Origin of the sequence: Salinimicrobium marinum (assembly GCF_014651535.1) — a bacterium.
In the GTDB taxonomy this organism is placed as follows: Bacteria; Bacteroidota; Bacteroidia; order Flavobacteriales; family Flavobacteriaceae; genus Salinimicrobium; species Salinimicrobium marinum.
This window is the reverse complement of sequence record NZ_BMXB01000001.1, coordinates 176,518-191,836: the sequence shown is the minus strand read 5'-3', so window position 1 is coordinate 191,836 and position 15,319 is coordinate 176,518. Positions and strand designations below refer to the sequence as shown.

General features: G+C 38.8%; 15 protein-coding genes. 11 read left to right on the top strand and 4 right to left on the bottom strand.

The features are described 5' to 3' along the window. The first annotated feature begins 113 nt into the window (after positions 1-113). Positions 114-944, top strand: coding sequence for a universal stress protein (locus tag IE056_RS00900; protein WP_189602740.1), 831 nt, complete (start codon positions 114-116; stop codon positions 942-944). Here IE056_RS00900 and IE056_RS00895 read toward each other — a convergent pair. Beyond that, positions 941-2,452 carry an AsmA family protein gene (locus IE056_RS00895; protein WP_189602739.1) on the bottom strand — a complete coding sequence of 504 codons (1,512 nt, stop codon included), beginning with the start codon at positions 2,450-2,452 and terminating at the stop codon, positions 941-943. The genes IE056_RS00900 and IE056_RS00895 overlap by 4 nt on opposite strands. A gap of 181 nt (positions 2,453-2,633) precedes the next feature. Between IE056_RS00895 and IE056_RS00890 the strand changes: the two genes are divergently transcribed. The 10 genes from IE056_RS00890 to IE056_RS00845 all read left to right on the top strand — a co-directional run bounded on the left by IE056_RS00890 (position 2,634) and on the right by IE056_RS00845 (position 12,537). Then, positions 2,634-2,843, top strand: coding sequence for a hypothetical protein (locus tag IE056_RS00890; RefSeq protein WP_189602738.1), 210 nt, complete (start codon positions 2,634-2,636; stop codon positions 2,841-2,843). Positions 2,844-2,873: 30 nt separating this feature from the next. Continuing rightward, on the top strand, positions 2,874-3,017 hold the full coding sequence (locus tag IE056_RS00885) for a hypothetical protein (protein WP_189602737.1): 144 nt from the start codon (positions 2,874-2,876) through the stop codon (positions 3,015-3,017). Between the two features lie 30 nt (positions 3,018-3,047). Then, positions 3,048-4,289 carry a PAS domain-containing sensor histidine kinase gene (locus IE056_RS00880; RefSeq protein WP_189602736.1) on the top strand — a complete coding sequence of 414 codons (1,242 nt, stop codon included), beginning with the start codon at positions 3,048-3,050 and terminating at the stop codon, positions 4,287-4,289. Positions 4,290-4,357: 68 nt separating this feature from the next. After that, the gene (locus IE056_RS00875; RefSeq protein ID WP_189602735.1) at positions 4,358-5,410 is read left to right on the top strand and encodes a response regulator; all 1,053 of its coding nucleotides are present in this window, start codon (positions 4,358-4,360) and stop codon (positions 5,408-5,410) included. Between the two features lie 181 nt (positions 5,411-5,591). Next, positions 5,592-6,398, top strand: coding sequence for a universal stress protein (locus IE056_RS00870; protein WP_189602734.1), 807 nt, complete (start codon positions 5,592-5,594; stop codon positions 6,396-6,398). A 184-nt stretch (positions 6,399-6,582) separates the two neighbouring features. Then, entirely contained in the window at positions 6,583-7,302 is a 720-nt protein-coding gene (gene ric, locus IE056_RS00865; protein WP_189602733.1) for an iron-sulfur cluster repair di-iron protein, read from the top strand. Positions 7,303-7,411: 109 nt separating this feature from the next. Then, positions 7,412-9,715 carry a nitric-oxide reductase large subunit gene (locus IE056_RS00860; RefSeq protein WP_189602732.1) on the top strand — a complete coding sequence of 768 codons (2,304 nt, stop codon included), beginning with the start codon at positions 7,412-7,414 and terminating at the stop codon, positions 9,713-9,715. Between the two features lie 188 nt (positions 9,716-9,903). Further along, the gene (locus tag IE056_RS00855; protein WP_189602731.1) at positions 9,904-11,109 is read left to right on the top strand and encodes a hypothetical protein; all 1,206 of its coding nucleotides are present in this window, start codon (positions 9,904-9,906) and stop codon (positions 11,107-11,109) included. A 93-nt stretch (positions 11,110-11,202) separates the two neighbouring features. Further along, positions 11,203-11,430: a hypothetical protein gene (locus IE056_RS00850; protein ID WP_189602730.1), complete on the top strand. Its 228-nt coding sequence runs from the start codon at positions 11,203-11,205 to the stop codon at positions 11,428-11,430. A gap of 171 nt (positions 11,431-11,601) precedes the next feature. Continuing rightward, the gene (locus tag IE056_RS00845; protein ID WP_189602729.1) at positions 11,602-12,537 is read left to right on the top strand and encodes an EamA family transporter; all 936 of its coding nucleotides are present in this window, start codon (positions 11,602-11,604) and stop codon (positions 12,535-12,537) included. 233 nt (positions 12,538-12,770) lie between these two features. On the opposite strand, the gene IE056_RS00840 is transcribed toward IE056_RS00845, so the two are convergent. The 3 genes from IE056_RS00840 to IE056_RS00830 are packed head-to-tail and all read right to left on the bottom strand — an operon-like array spanning position 12,771 to position 15,203. Next, positions 12,771-14,123: a carboxypeptidase-like regulatory domain-containing protein gene (locus tag IE056_RS00840; protein ID WP_189602728.1), complete on the bottom strand. Its 1,353-nt coding sequence runs from the start codon at positions 14,121-14,123 to the stop codon at positions 12,771-12,773. Between the two features lie 39 nt (positions 14,124-14,162). Continuing rightward, a complete protein-coding gene (locus tag IE056_RS00835) occupies positions 14,163-14,744 on the bottom strand; it encodes a hypothetical protein (RefSeq protein ID WP_189602727.1) in 582 nt (193 codons plus the stop codon). Positions 14,745-14,801: 57 nt separating this feature from the next. Next, positions 14,802-15,203, bottom strand: a complete 402-nt coding sequence (locus IE056_RS00830; protein ID WP_189602726.1) for a hypothetical protein — start codon at positions 15,201-15,203, stop codon at positions 14,802-14,804. Positions 15,204-15,319: the final 116 nt, after the last annotated feature.

The following is a 15,319-nucleotide window of genomic DNA, read 5'->3' as shown; positions in this document are numbered from 1 at the left end:
GCTTCAACGGTGCAAATATAATAATATTTTTGTAGAAAGAAAACAAGATTCCAAATGAAAAAATATTTGTAATTTTATAATTCAAACAGAATTACTTATTTACAACTAACTCCATGAAAAAATTACTGGTCCCAACCGACTTTTCTGAACATGCTGAAAATGCTTTAAAAATAGCCGCACAACTGGCAAAAAAATATAAAGGTGAGATCTACCTCCTTCACATGATCGAACTTCCGGTGGATATGACAAATCCAGTAGGTGGCACCCGCACAAGCGATTTACCTGAGGCTATATATTTCATGAAACTGGCAAGAAAGCGTTTTTCTGAAGTTTTAAACAAGCCATATCTTGAGGGTTTAACCGTTCATGAAACGGTTCAATTCCATCAGGCTTTTGATGGTATTATGGAAATTAGTAAAAAATATGACTGTGATTTTATCGTAATGGGCTCTCAGGGCGCCACAGGTTTTAAAGAAATGTTCGTTGGCTCCAATACCGAAAAAGTGGTGCGAACTTCAGATATTCCTGTACTGGTTGTCAAAAGAGACCGCCCCAACTTTAAAATAGAAAATTTCGTTTTTGCTACCAATTTAAGTTTGGAAAGCAAAAGCGCATTACAACAGGCTATAGAATTTGCTACCCTCATGGATGCAAAATTGCATTTGGTGTTTGTCAATACAGCCAATGAATTTCAAACTTCGGTCGACACAGATAATAACCTGAAAAAATACATGGAAGGTTCTTCTTTCAATAATTACGAATTCCACGTCCACAATGACTCTTCAGTGGAGAACGGGATCCTTAATTTTGCCGGAAAGATCAATGCAGACCTCGTAGGTATGGCAACTCATGGCAGAAAAGGCCTTTCTCACTTTTTCAATGGCAGCATTAGCGAAGACCTTGTGAACCATGCCAATATTCCGGTAGTAACGTTCAGGATCTAAATAAAAGAAGCCAAAGCTCCTTCACGCACCATTAACCAAAGGTAATTCCAGAAGGACTTATTTTTGTCACGAGTCACCTCAAGATCGTTGTTTTCAACATCATCATTCACTGCGTCGTTAGATATAAATAAATTTGCCACAGCAGACCAGAAGGAGCTTTTTTCTGTACCATCGTCTTTTAATACATTTACCTTAAAATCTGTATAAACAATCCGCACATCCCCCTGTGCAGCATCATCATTTCCCGAATAGGTGAAATACAAGGATTCAATTCCTCCCCTGGCTTCCACATTCATAGCCGGTCGCAGGAAAGAATTAATGGCACCTTCTGAAACTTTCTCCAGGTTTCCGGAAATAGTGAAAGCATCTGTTTTACTACTTATATCAAACTCCCAGTTAATCTGAAGCGGAGTTTCATTATGAAAAAGGGCATTGGCAGTTATTTTTGTTTTCGGGAAATCCTCCTGCCCCATCCCGATGTTTGTAAGATCCTGAATTTCTGCATCTACTTCGTAGAATTCCACTTCTCCGGGAGGCCGATCTTCATTGATTTTCTCCTGGTAGACAATTTTTGTATTCTTTACCTGAATTTCATTAATATCGACCTTTACCGGCATGTTCCGGAGTTTTTCACTGTACAGGGTTTTAATCCGCGGGTCATCGCGAATGAGTTTGTTCCGGTATACTTCCAGGTCTCCCCTATTTACAATCAATAAACTGGATTCTAACCGCAAACTGTCATTTTCAAATATCCAGGAAAGATCCTTTAGGGATACATTTTTGATCAATAGCTCAAACCGATCCTTTTCGTAGGGAATATGCCTTTGAAATTCCACCTTATCATACTTAGGAATTATTCTTAGGTCATCGATGGAAAAATTTCCATTATCACCACTAAAAGCACCTGTACTGAAATTATGCTGATCATTGAGTTCCATTCGAAGGGAGTCCACTTCAAAATTATAAGTGTCGTATCCAAAAGGTATTTTCTTCTTCATAGCTTCGGCATTTACCGAAACATCTGTAATTCTGAAATTTCTTAAAGACAGGAACATATCTGTCGTAGCCGTATCATTTTCTGTTTTCAGAAGTGTTCCGTTTTTGATCTCTACAGAATTCACCACAATGTCTTCTTCAAACTCGCTTTCACTGTCTCCGGTTGCAGAATCTTCTTCTTTATCCCGAAGAATAATTTCCGGATCTGTGATTTCAATTATTCCAATCCTGATTTTCTTGTTTACCAGATATTGATAATAATTAATACCATCCACCGAAATTTCTGAAGCTTCCATATTATTTTCGGCATAATTGATCTCCGGCCGGGTTAATGTGATCCTTCTGTTAACTACACTTACATCCAGTTCTTCATAAGTAAGGATTCCTGAAAGATCTTCATCAAATGATTTCTTTATTTGTTGTTCGGCATAAAATCCCAGCAAAAACAGAACTATTAGTATGACTGCAATTACTGCCAGGAAGATAAAGCCGGCTTTCCTGCTTTTTTTCAATGGTTTCTTGTTTTAAAGATACTCAAAGTACAAATCTTCAAAGACTCTACATGGGCGTTTATAGAAGTTTTAACCTAATAAATTAACTTTCCCGAAGACGTGCGTTAAATTTTAGTCAAACTGCATATATTAAATTTTAAATTACTGGCAATCAATGTATCTTTAGACCATAAATTTTATCATGGTATTAAAGGCAAGTTTTCAAATAGCATTTTTGGCGATCGAGCTATTTCTCACGTTTTACAGCGATGTATTACAGGATAGCCTCATGGTGAAATTTTTATTTTTTGTTATCACTGCAGTACTTATAGCAATGGGAGTAACAAAACTTGCAGATAATGTACTTCCGGCAGACAAAGATTTTATTTCCAGCGAAGAAGAAAAAGGCTAATACAGGCCGACTTAGGTAAGTTTGATGTAGATGGATTTTTTGAACGAGATGGCCTGTATGGAGAATCCGGTGAGATATGATTTCACCGGATTTTTTATAGCTCCTAAAGAAGGTTTTCGGGGATTGTTCAGAAAACTTTCCACTAATTCTGCAAAATCAATGCAGGCTTTGTAAATTAGCTAAAAGAAAAAGTCACCCTTATTCATGTTCGAAAAAAACGCAAATCTCTTTAATGTCCTCTTCAATGCTGCTTCCGAAGGGATCATTGTAGTCGATGAAGCCCAAATTATTGTGGAAGTCAACCTCGCAGCTGAAAAGATGTTTGGCTATGAACAGGGGGAATTATTAGGACAACCTCTTAATATTTTGATTCCCCCACATTATAAAGGAGATCACCCCAAACACTTTAAAGGCTTCCTGGAGCACAGCGAACAGCGGCAAATGGGCCATGGACGCGATCTTTACGGCATTAAGAAGAATGGAGAGCAGTTCCCTGTGGAAGCCGGATTGAATCCTTTCGAAATGAAAGGTCAGCGGTATGTGATGTCCCTTATCATTGATATTTCGGTAAGAAAAGAAACGCAGCGACAAATTTATGAGCTGAATAATGAACTGGAAGGAAAAATAAAAGTCCGCACCAAAGAGCTGGAAGAAAGCATTGAAAAACTCCAGAATGTCAATGTGAGCCTTGAGCAGGAGATAAGGAAGAGAAAACTTGCCGAAAATAAGATGAAGAATGCCTTACAGAAGGAGATCGAGCTTAATGAATTAAAGACAAAATTCCTATCCCTTGTTTCCCATGAATTTAAAACCCCACTTAGCGGGATACTCACTTCTGTAGTACTTGCAGGAAAATACAAACTGGAAGAACAGCAGGAAAAAAGAGAGAAACACTTCAACACCATTAAGAACAAAGTACATTATTTAGATAATATTTTGAACGACTTCCTGTCTATTGAACGCCTGGAGACCGGAAAGGTAAATTACAAATACACCTCGTTTAACCTTAGTAAGCTGGTAAATGAAGTGGTCTATAACGCCAATGTTACTCTAAAAAGTGGACAGGATATTGAATATCCTCAAAATATCGAAAACATTACACTTCTTCAGGATGAAAAGATCCTGGAACTGGTCCTTTCCAATTTACTTGGAAATGCCATCAAATATTCTCCGGAAAACACCCTCATCAAATTTGATATTAAGATAAATGACAAAAAGATCTTTTTTGAAATAACAGATCAGGGAATGGGTATTCCCGAAAAGGATCAAAAACATATCTTTGAACGTTATTTTAGAGCAGAAAATGCGTTATTAAACCAGGGAACAGGAATTGGTCTTAATATTGCAAAAGTACATCTTGAAAATCTTGGAGGTTCTATTCACTTTACGAGTAAAGAAAATGTGGGCACAACATTTTCTGTAGAATTGCCATTAATAAAAGAATAACAGACGCAAATACATTTTTAATCCTCAAATAAGTTAAGTCGCACCACCGGCTCATTAAATTCAGTAAAATGAAAAAAATATTATTTATAGAAGACGATACCGTTGTACGGGAAAACACTGCAGAACTTTTAGAACTTTCAGATTATGAAGTCATTACTGCAGCCAACGGAAAATCTGGTGCTGCCCTGGCAAAAAAAGAATTACCCGATATTGTGGTTTGTGACATTATGATGCCCGAAATGGATGGATACGGAGTTTTGCAAACTTTAGCCGAAGATCCTGCCACCCAGCATATCCCCTTTATATTTTTATCTGCCAAGACAGAACATAAAGACATTCGTAAAGGAATGGATCTTGGTGCAGATGATTATCTCACCAAACCTTTTGAGGAAGAAGAATTGATAAGCGCTATTGAAAGCCGCATGGCAAAAGTTTCAATTCTCAAAAAATTAAGAGAGAAAGAAGAAACCTCTGCCCCGGAAGAAGAGGAGCAGCAAATTGCATCGTTAAATGATCTGCGGGAATTTGTAAAAGGGTATGAAGAACAGAATTATAAATCTGGAGAGACCATTTACGAAGAGGGAAAACAAAGCAATCATTTCTTTTTTGTGGATAAGGGAGTGGTAAAAAGCCACCAGATGGACCAGTACGGGAAGGAGCTTATTACCTCCTTATATAAGGAAGGAGATTTCTTCGGAAATTTATCCTTTCAAAAAACCACGGCTTACAAGGAATATGCTACAGCTATGGAAGATACCCGGCTTTATGCAGTTTCAAAGGAAGAACTTAAGGACATTCTTTCCAAAAACAGCAAGATCACCTTTGATCTTATTGATGTAATGGGAGAAAACATATCAGGAATTAAGGAGCAGCTTCTGGAAATGGCTTATGGTTCTGTGCGTAAAAAAACTGCCAGGACTATCCTTTTATTTTCTCAGAAGATAAGAAGGTTCCCCACACAAAGCATCCGGATCTCGCGCAGTGACCTTGCCAGTGTAGCAGGTATGGCTTCTGAAACTCTTATTAGAACTCTATCAGATTTTAAGAAAGAAGGCATAATAGAGATAGAAGGTCGAAATATCAAGATCCTTGATGTGGAAACCCTTAAAAAGATTAGTTAATTCCAGCCCCCTTCCTTGAGGAAGGGGGTTTTTACTTTCCGGTACACTACAGGAACATTTCGGCTTACCCCCGATTACCGGATTATATTTTTCCTGTCTAATTACTTCATAACTGATTTTCATCATTTTTTCAGCTGTACTTCTGGTCTACTTTTGCAGAGTAATTTAGATGTGACTGATGATGAATATCTTACTGCCCACAGATTTTTCTGAAAATTCAAAGAATGCCGCAGCATATGCTATGGAATTCTTTAGGGAGGTACCCTGTACGTTGCATTTATTGCACGTCATTCCTGCACATGCCGAAAAAGCAGGATCTGGTTCAGCCATATCCCAGGAAATTCAGGAAAAATTCGATAAGCTCCTGGAGCACCTCGAAGTAATAAAAACGAACCAAAATCACCATTTTACGATCTCCTGCAAAACAAATTATTTAATTGAAGCAGTGCGGCAACAGGTGATGGAAAAAAACATTGACCTTATTCTAATGGGCACCAAAGGCTCTACCAATAAGGAGGGGGTAGTTATTGGGAAAAACACTTCAGATGTTATGATGAAAGTGAAGTGCCCGGTTTTGGCTATTTCAGCAAATGCAATTTATAAGGAACACAAGGAGATCCTGTTCCCTACAGATTATAAGATACAGTACAATGATAAGATGCTGGGAACGTTACGTAACCTTACCTCATTATCTAAAGCATCTGTAAAGATTCTGGAACTATTTAATTCTGAAAAAGAACCTTCGGAAGAACAGATTGCAAACCGTCTTTTTCTGCAGAATTGTTTTTCTCCTAAAACACCTTCGCTTCAAACCTATTATGCTACCAAAGTTCCCGATACTGCGAGACTTTTTGTTGCAAACAAAAATGTTGACATGATCGTCATGGTTGCCAAAAACCTCAACATCTGTCAAAAACTGCTTAAAAACAGGCAGAACAACCAGATTCCGTTCATCAATCAGCTGCCATTACTGGTCTTGCACGGATAGAATTAGCCTTATATAGTGGTATATAGTGTTAAAAACAGGGAGTCTAACTCCCTGTTTTTTTATGCTCATTTTTAAAATTCTGAAAGAAAAAAGACGGTTATGACCTGACTCATAATTCAGAAGGTTCTTAATCTGCAACTTTGTCCCATACAATAACCATTAGTTGAAAAAAAACAGTTGCCTTATGAACACTTTACAATCCAGAACAGTAGCCGATATGGTTACCGAAAATATCAAAACAGCCCATGTATTTAAAAAATACGGCATTGACTTTTGCTGCGGCGGAGGTATAAGTATTGAAAAAGCCTGCTTAAAGGCGAATGCCAACCCTGAAGAGCTTGAAAAAGCCCTGCTTGAATGTGAGAATACCACTACCCGTGCAAATAATTACAATGCCTGGGAACTGGATTTCCTAACAGATCATATCATCAATGTACATCACGGATATGTAGAAGAAAATATTCCGCTATTGATACAGTATGCTGCCAGAGTTGCTAAAGTGCATGGTCACCATTATACAGAGCTAATTGAAATTCAGCAGTTATTTTCGCTGGTTGCAACAGAACTTAGCGGACACATGAGAAAAGAAGAACTAATTCTTTTCCCATTCATCAAAAAGCTAGTAAGTGCAAAAAGAGATGGTACCGAATTACCACAGCCACACTTCGGAACTGTAGATAACCCTATCAAAATGATGGAAGCCGAGCATGAAGAAGCCGGTGAGCTTCTTAGAAAAATCTCAGAGCTAAGTGACAATTACACTCCTCCACAGGGAGCCTGTAACACTTACAGGGCTTTCTACGCCAAGCTGGAAGAATTTGAGCAGGATTTGCATCACCACATCCATTTGGAAAATAATATCCTGTTTCCAAAGGCCTTACAGTTGGAAAAAGAATTGAATTAAGAAAATATTAAAAATAACATTTTTCAGCCTTAAGGTAATTTCCCTCCGGGGCTGCAATATATGAGAGGCAAATCTTATTCATTTTTGCCTCTTTTTTAAACCCCTCAATATGAATAAAGAAAAGAAACTATGGATTACGTTTATAGTAGTTGTCACCGCCTCTTTTGCGGTTCTTGGATATTACGGATTTGAAATTTACCAAAAGGCTCCTCCTCTTCCCGAACGAGTTGTAACTACAGAAGGAGAAGTAGTTTTTGAAGGCCAGGATATTAAAGATGGCCAGAATGTATGGCAGAGTATGGGTGGCCAGGAAGTTGGTTCTGTTTGGGGCCACGGGGCATACCAGGCACCAGACTGGACTGCAGACTGGCTTCACAGGGAAGCAATCTACATCCTTGATCTTTGGTCACAGGAAGAGCACGGGCAGTCTTACGAAAGCCTTGCCAGCGAAGAGCAGGCAAGACTGGAAAGAAGGCTTCAACTTGAATTACGTGAAAATACCTATAATGAAAGTGACGGTACAATCACTATTTCGCCGGTGAGAGCCCAGGCAATTGAGTATCTTAATGACTACTATAAAGGACTCTTCATGGAGAATCCCGAACTGGATGAATTAAGAAACTACTATGCCATTCCGCCAAATTCCATAAAGGATGAAGCAAGGATGCACCAGATGAATGGTTTCTTCTTTTGGGCTACCTGGGCAACCGTTACCGAAAGGCCCGGCAGTGAAGTTTCCTATACTCACAACTGGCCTCCCGAAGATTTAGTGGGCAATAAAGCCACCGGAGACCTGTTGATATGGACCGGTTTCAGTATTATTCTTTTGCTGGTTGGAATTGGGCTTATGGTTTTCTACCATGCAAAAATGAAAGAAGAAGAGGACCCCGAAAGGCCGGTGGAAGATCCGCTAATGAAGCAAACGATCACTCCTTCCATGCTGGCAGTGAAGAAATATATATGGATTGTATGTGTTCTCATCCTCATCCAGGTCACTTTTGGGGTGGTAACTGCACATTATGGTGTGGAAGGAGACGGATTCTACGGTCTGGATCTTTCCGAATTATTACCCTATTCTGTTTCCCGAACCTGGCACGTACAACTGGGAATCCTTTGGATCGCCACCGCCTGGCTGGGCACCGGACTTTATATAGCGCCGGCAGTATCTGGGAAAGACCCGAAATTTCAGAAATTTGGCGTGAACTTCCTCTTTATCTGTCTCCTGGTAATCGTTTTTGGTTCTATGGCCGGACAATGGATGGGAATTATGCAAAAACTCGGACTGGCAGAGAACTTTTGGTTTGGACATCAGGGTTATGAATATGTAGACCTGGGCCGATTTTGGCAGATCTTCCTATTTGTTGGATTGTTTGTTTGGCTGGCTTTAATGGTACGCCCATTACTTCCGGTAATACGACAAAGAACAGCAGAAAGAAACCTGTTAATCATGTTCCTGGTTTCTTCCGCAGCCATTGCTTTGTTCTACGGAGCGGGATTAATGTGGGGAAGACAAACAAATCTTGCCATTGCTGAATACTGGCGCTGGTGGGTAGTACACCTTTGGGTAGAAGGCTTCTTTGAAGTATTTGCTACCGTAGTCTCTGCATTCCTCTTTGTAAGACTGGGGTTATTACGCACAAAAACTGCAACTCTCAGCGTGCTGCTGGCAACCGTAATATTCCTTTCGGGAGGTATTCTTGGAACTTTTCACCACCTGTATTTTAGTGGAACTCCAACAGCTGTAATGGCATTGGGAGCAACTTTTAGTGCACTGGAAGTAGTGCCACTGGTACTAATTGGATATGAAGTGTATGAGAACTATAAGATTAGCCGTGCAACAGAATGGCTTAAGGATTACAAATGGCCTATTTACTGTCTTATCGCAGTAGCTTTCTGGAACTTCCTGGGAGCAGGGATCTTTGGATTTATCATTAATCCTCCTATTGCACTTTACTATATGCAGGGACTTAACACCACTGCCGTTCACGCGCATACTGCCCTGTTTGGAGTGTATGGCTTCCTTGGAATCGGTTTGATGTTGTTCGTATTACGAAGTCTTTACAGGGTTCAGAAATGGAATGATAAATTATTGAGCTTCTCTTTCTGGTCTATCAACATTGGACTGCTCCTAATGGTTTTATTAAGTGTACTTCCTATAGGATTACTCCAAACCATTGCCAGTGTAAACGAAGGAATGTGGTACGCACGTTCTGCCGAGTTCATGCAGCAACCGGGAATGGATACACTCCGCTGGCTGCGAGCTATTGGAGATACGATCTTTGCAATTGGTCTCTTTGCTTTTGTATGGTTCGTATTCTCGCTGAACAGCAAGAAAAAAGATCCACTGGACGAAAAACCACGTAAGGACTACAAGAATCCTGAAGAAAAAAGACAACTTGAAGAAGTGAAGTAATAAAAAAGGCTGTCCACCGAAAGGGATTTTCCCGGCACGGACAGCCTTTTTCTTTCCTGAAAACTCATCTATTTAAAACATAAAGCTGAATCAGACAATTACTTTTGAAAAAATCAGTTTCCAAAAGATCCTGAACACCTACCAATAAAGCGTGTTTTGCGACCATTCCTTTTTTATTATTTTAGCAAATGATCCAATTGAAACGGCATACCAGTATTGCCCTTGCCTATTTTTTACTTGTAGGTGTTTTGGGTATTCTTCTCCGACTGTTTTTCGTCACTCCTATTGCGGCAAATTACCGATACGTGGTGCATGCTCACTCACACATCGCCTTACTGGGTTGGGTTTATATAGGACTTGCCACTCTTATTTACAGGATCTATTTTACTGAAGCAGGAAAATCAAAGTTATACCTGCGAATTTTCTGGTTCACCAATATTACTATTCTGGGAATGCTGTTTACGTTCCCTTTTCAGGGTTATGCACTTTTTTCCATTACATTTTCTACCCTATTTCTAATTGCATCATACTTTTTTGCATGGTTTGTTCTCAAACATATTCCGAAGCAATTCAAAGGCGCTTTTTCTTTTAAATGTATAAAAGCATCTTTGTGGTACCTCATAATTTCCAGTATTGGCCCCTGGGCAATTGGTGGCGTGATGGCTACTTTAGGAAATACCTCCATCTGGTACAAACTCTCCATTTATTTTTACCTGCACTTCCAGTACAACGCCTGGTTTATTCTTGCCCTTACCGGAATCTTATTTTTTATACTTGAAAAGAATGGATTAAATCCGGAAAAAAAAGAATTCAAAAGCTTTTTTCTGCTCTTGAATGCGGGAATTATCCTTAGTTTCTTTCTATCTGTTTTATGGATAGAACCGCCGGTTATCTTTTATGTACTGGCAGCTGCCGGCGCCATATTACAAACAATGGCATTCTACAAACTCTTTTTGATTCTGAAGAAATCCTGGAGCGGACTTAAAAAATTGATCTCTCCATTCCTGAATTTTCTCTTCTGCCTTACAGGCCTTTTCCTTGCAGTAAAGGTTCTGTTACAATTAATGACAGCAATTCCCTATTTTGCTGATCTTTCTGCACTCTATACAGATTTTGTAATTGGCTATCTGCACTGGACTTTTCTTGGAGTAATTAGCATTGCTCTTTTTGCTTTTTTCCAGTATTTTAATTTCCTGAAGCTTCGAAAGGACATATTCTGGATCTATCTTTCAGGCTTTATTTTATCTGAAATCCTTATTTTTTACAAAGGAACTTCCATTTGGCTTGGGCTCCCCTTCTTCTCTCAATATTTCCCTATACTAGTAGGCATTAGTGCACTAATACCTGTTGCAGTGTGCATTATACTCTTCAGTAATTTGCGTACAGGTTCTTAAAGTTGCGCTAAAGAAGGTTAATTCCTTTTTAATAATTCTATTTTTATAAATCTCTTAACTTCATATCGGTTTCTTATTCAGTAAGTTTTGAATATGAAACTATCAGCTATATTTTATATTGCGATTACAACGCTTTTACTGGTGGGTATCGTTACCATGGTCTTTTTCAATGTCTCCTATCCAATTGTTTTTTATACAGTGGTGGTAGGACAAGCCTGGTGGATATTTACCGTTTATAAAGTCATTACTGATGATTACACTACAGATAAGACTTTTGACGACTGGTATGAAGATCACCCTATTTCCAGAGAAGAAGCATGATCTCTAAAAAATAATTCTCTTTCCGGATTTTTGAATCCATAGATGAACTATGTCCACATTTTACGCCAACCAATCATTTCCATAAGCTATAAAGAATTCCATTTTTTGGTTTCACTGCTGCTACTCAAAGTTTATTCCTAATATTGCAGGAAATTTTTTTAGCAAAAAACTATGAGTAGTCCCAGAAATCCGGTTCTTGTCATCCTTGCCTTTTTTTCCATCTATGTTATTTGGGGCTCCACCTATCTCTTAAACAAAATTGCGGTAACCGAATTACCACCTTTCATGCTGGCTTCCATTCGCTTTACCACTGCAGGCATCCTGATCTTTATTTTATGCAAATTTCTCGGATTAAACCTGAAAATCACCCGAAAACAATTCCTGAACACTGTGATCGCCGGATTCCTGTTCCTCACTTTTGGAAACGGAGTTGTGGTTTGGGCACTGCGCTATGTAGACAGCGGATTTGCGGCGCTGGAAATTTCGGCGCAGCCGCTTATTGTTCTAGTGCTAATGCGAATTCTAGACGGTAAAAAGATCAAAGCTATGTCTATGGTTGGAGTAGTACTGGGAATTATCGGCATCTATTTACTGGTAAGTCAGAAGCAGGTGATAAGTCAGGAAAACTCGGTTTTAGGAATGGGCATGATCTTCCTTTGCCTTATTAGCTGGGCCTACGGAAGTTTATTTGTAGGCCGCGCAAATCTTCCTACAAACTACTTTGTTAATACTGGATATCAAATGTTTACCGCGGGAATATTATTGTTACTCGCAAGCGTCCTCTTTGGCGAAACCTGGAGCTCTCCCCTGGAATGGAGCAGCCCTACACAATATTCTATGCTGCTTCTCATCCTTTTTGGGAGCATCATAGCGTTTACCTCCTTCAATTATTTACTGAAAGTGGTATCTCCCGAAAAGGTAGCCACCTCAACATACGTAAACCCGATCATAGCCCTGATTCTTGGCTGGCACTTTCTGGAGGAACAGATCACTACCCAATCCATAATTGCCGCCACTGTCCTCCTTACCGGAGTTTATTTTATCAACACCAAAAAGACATTCCTTATCTTTTCAAGGTTCAGAACAAATCAGGAAACGAACCTGTAAAAGGATCTGGAATAACAAAGAAAATTCAGGAGCATTCTCCAAAGAACCTTCCGAGGTGGAAGGCTATTTCTCCAGAAACTAGACTCAAAAATGTGATCCAGAAGGTAGATTTTCAATTTTTAATAATCAGGTGATTTTGGTTTCAGAAGTAAGCTTTTTCAGTCTATATTTTTAGCCTATATATAAAAACGAGAAATGTATTAACCACAACTTCATTAAAAGTATCTTATTTCCTAAAAACCGATTGCTCTGGCAACTTCAGTTAGATCAAATTCTGCCAGCTCTATACTGTAGCATCCGGCCAGAGGTCTTGTTCTAAACTTATACTCTTCAAAACCTCCAATGATATATAATTTGTCATTCGCATAGTGCAAACCAGCACCCTGGATCTTCAGATCAATTTTGTACTCTTTTAGCTCTCCGGTTTCTGTATGATAGGAACCTATTTTGCCATTGTCGAAAAAATAAATGGTTTTTTCGTGATGCGTAACAGCGGGAGCGGCAGATGTTTCCATTAATTCGGCTTCCTTTTTCCATCTTCCGGTAGTGACATCAAAACTTTCAATTCCGCCCAATGCAGTTTCCCGGCTTCCGCCAACAAGGAAGATTTTATTTTCTAATAGTACCCCCTGTGTTTCTTTAGGCAACGGCATATGCGCCATTTCATACCAAAGTCCCGATTCAAAATTATACAGATGCACTTTATCCAAATAATCCTTTGTGCCGTTGCGCTTCATCTTCGAAGAGCCGCCCATAAGTATCATATTGTCTTCATATATGAAAGTCGCACCTCCTAAAGCCCGGTGTGGATTTGCTTTATCCACAAGAACACTATCCTTTTTTAAATCTATAATTTCAATTTTATCGGCCAGGTATTCATATTTACCGTTTAAGGATACAGTGGTTCCGCCGGAGATAATTATTTTATCATCATAATAATTTAAATTGTGATTCGCCCGCTCTATAAGCTCCAATTGAGGCATACTCCATGTATCACTTTTAATATCATAAACCTGCAGGGAACCATTATATTTCTCCCATGAAAAGTTTTGGGAAGAGGCATCCAGTATATCCTGTAGAGTAGCTGCAAGATTTGTTTCCATTTCCCTTCTCATCCCATTTTCCACATAAGACTGGTTACCGCCGGCCACATAGATTTTATCATTGGCGAGAACCGATCCAAAGGCATACATTTTTGTATCTAAAGAAGCTAGTTTTTTGAACCTGATTTTCGGTTGTAACTTTCTATCGGAATCAAGGGTAATTTCCTTTAACTCTTCTAAACTTACTTCGAGGAAAACTGTGTGATTCATTTTCTGCAGTTGAGAAAGAGTGAACCGGGCAGTAGTGTAACCCACATACGTAAAGTAAAGACTGTCTTTTTCCGAAAGTTCTGCTTTTAATCCAATGATGAACTCTCCTTTCTTATTGGTAACTGTACTATAATTATAAGCCGGCAAGGTGACATGAACACCTTCAACAGGTTCATTGCTTTCCTTATCCAGAACGGTTCCCGTTACTTTCTGAGCATGGGCTAAAGAGCTGGTAAGGATGAGAAAAAATATAAGTAAGAAAACCCTTTTCAAGATATTTGTATTAGTAGTTAATGAATTCAATTAAAACAGTTAGCATAACCTGTTTTCTGTTTCAGAAATATTCTGCTTCAGCTTTATAAAGTTATGATACACCTTAAAGAGAAGATATGCTGAAAGCAATAAATACGGAAGCTTCAAGTAATCCCACAGAATAAAATTCTCTAAAATCATCTGTGCAAGTCCAGCTAACAGAAACAACAATATAAGAACGGTTACACTGTTTTTCGGTTTATTTTGATTGCATTTCCTAATCAACTCCAGCAACTCCTTGTTGAGTTGTGAAGTTACCTGTGAATCTTTTATATTGTAAAGAACTTTAAGATGCCTTAAAATTTCAGCTTCGTACAGCAGGGCCCGAAATTGATGGAGTAAAAAAATAAAAGAGAATATGATCAATACCGGCATATCTTCCCATTTAAGCATACTGCTAACTCCTAAAACAGGTAACACGAGTGAGAAAAAAGTTCCTGCAAAGCACAATAGCAGAAAAGAAACATTAAAAATCTGCACCAGGCGAATATTTCTTAACCTTCTATCAATGGATCTATCGGTAGAACCAAACGAAGATTTAAAAGTATTGATGATATAAATTCTATCACTTGTGCTTTCCATGATAAACACTTTTTTCCCGGTTAAAATGATCCTGTTTTAATGAGTTAAAATAAAGCTTCAGGTGTGGGGATCCAATTCTTTCCTGATTTCTTCTGCCCGGTGTTGATCAATAAAAATTTCCCGTACTTTATTTTTCAGTTTTAATTTCAGATATACATTTCCGTTGCCAAAAAGCACCTTCTGAATTTTTACTCCTGAAATCTCCTTCACATCAATTTCATTCCTGTGAGTTCTGAAGAACAGTTCCCTGGATACGATCAAACCGACACAAAAAGCCAGTATTCCCCCCAGTACCAGATCATACCATTGTTTCGTACTCTGGTATTCTATGATCATGAATACAGCCTGCATTCCAAACAGAAAAACAGCCAGATAAAAAAGTATTCTCATTGGCTTTTTTCGTTCTGTGATAAGTACTTTACCTGAATCTATGATAATGGAATTATCGGTATTGGACATATTTTGCACTACGATTAATAACTGATGTTGATTTGATGTTTTTCATCTATTTTTCCGCGTCACCACGGATTATTCCATCCCCAAAGAGCATTTTTCCAGGTAAAATCCAGAAATAA

Coding starts and splice junctions, on each gene's coding strand:
- IE056_RS00900 (WP_189602740.1), top strand. CDS start 114: ATGAAAAAATTACTGGTCCCAACCGACTTTTCTGAACATGCTGAAAAT.
- IE056_RS00890 (WP_189602738.1), top strand. CDS start 2,634: ATGGTATTAAAGGCAAGTTTTCAAATAGCATTTTTGGCGATCGAGCTA.
- IE056_RS00885 (WP_189602737.1), top strand. CDS start 2,874: ATGGATTTTTTGAACGAGATGGCCTGTATGGAGAATCCGGTGAGATAT.
- IE056_RS00880 (WP_189602736.1), top strand. CDS start 3,048: ATGTTCGAAAAAAACGCAAATCTCTTTAATGTCCTCTTCAATGCTGCT.
- IE056_RS00875 (WP_189602735.1), top strand. CDS start 4,358: ATGAAAAAAATATTATTTATAGAAGACGATACCGTTGTACGGGAAAAC.
- IE056_RS00870 (WP_189602734.1), top strand. CDS start 5,592: ATGAATATCTTACTGCCCACAGATTTTTCTGAAAATTCAAAGAATGCC.
- ric (WP_189602733.1), top strand. CDS start 6,583: ATGAACACTTTACAATCCAGAACAGTAGCCGATATGGTTACCGAAAAT.
- IE056_RS00860 (WP_189602732.1), top strand. CDS start 7,412: ATGAATAAAGAAAAGAAACTATGGATTACGTTTATAGTAGTTGTCACC.
- IE056_RS00855 (WP_189602731.1), top strand. CDS start 9,904: ATGATCCAATTGAAACGGCATACCAGTATTGCCCTTGCCTATTTTTTA.
- IE056_RS00850 (WP_189602730.1), top strand. CDS start 11,203: ATGAAACTATCAGCTATATTTTATATTGCGATTACAACGCTTTTACTG.
- IE056_RS00845 (WP_189602729.1), top strand. CDS start 11,602: ATGAGTAGTCCCAGAAATCCGGTTCTTGTCATCCTTGCCTTTTTTTCC.
- IE056_RS00835 (WP_189602727.1), bottom strand. CDS start 14,744: ATGGAAAGCACAAGTGATAGAATTTATATCATCAATACTTTTAAATCT.
- IE056_RS00830 (WP_189602726.1), bottom strand. CDS start 15,203: ATGTCCAATACCGATAATTCCATTATCATAGATTCAGGTAAAGTACTT.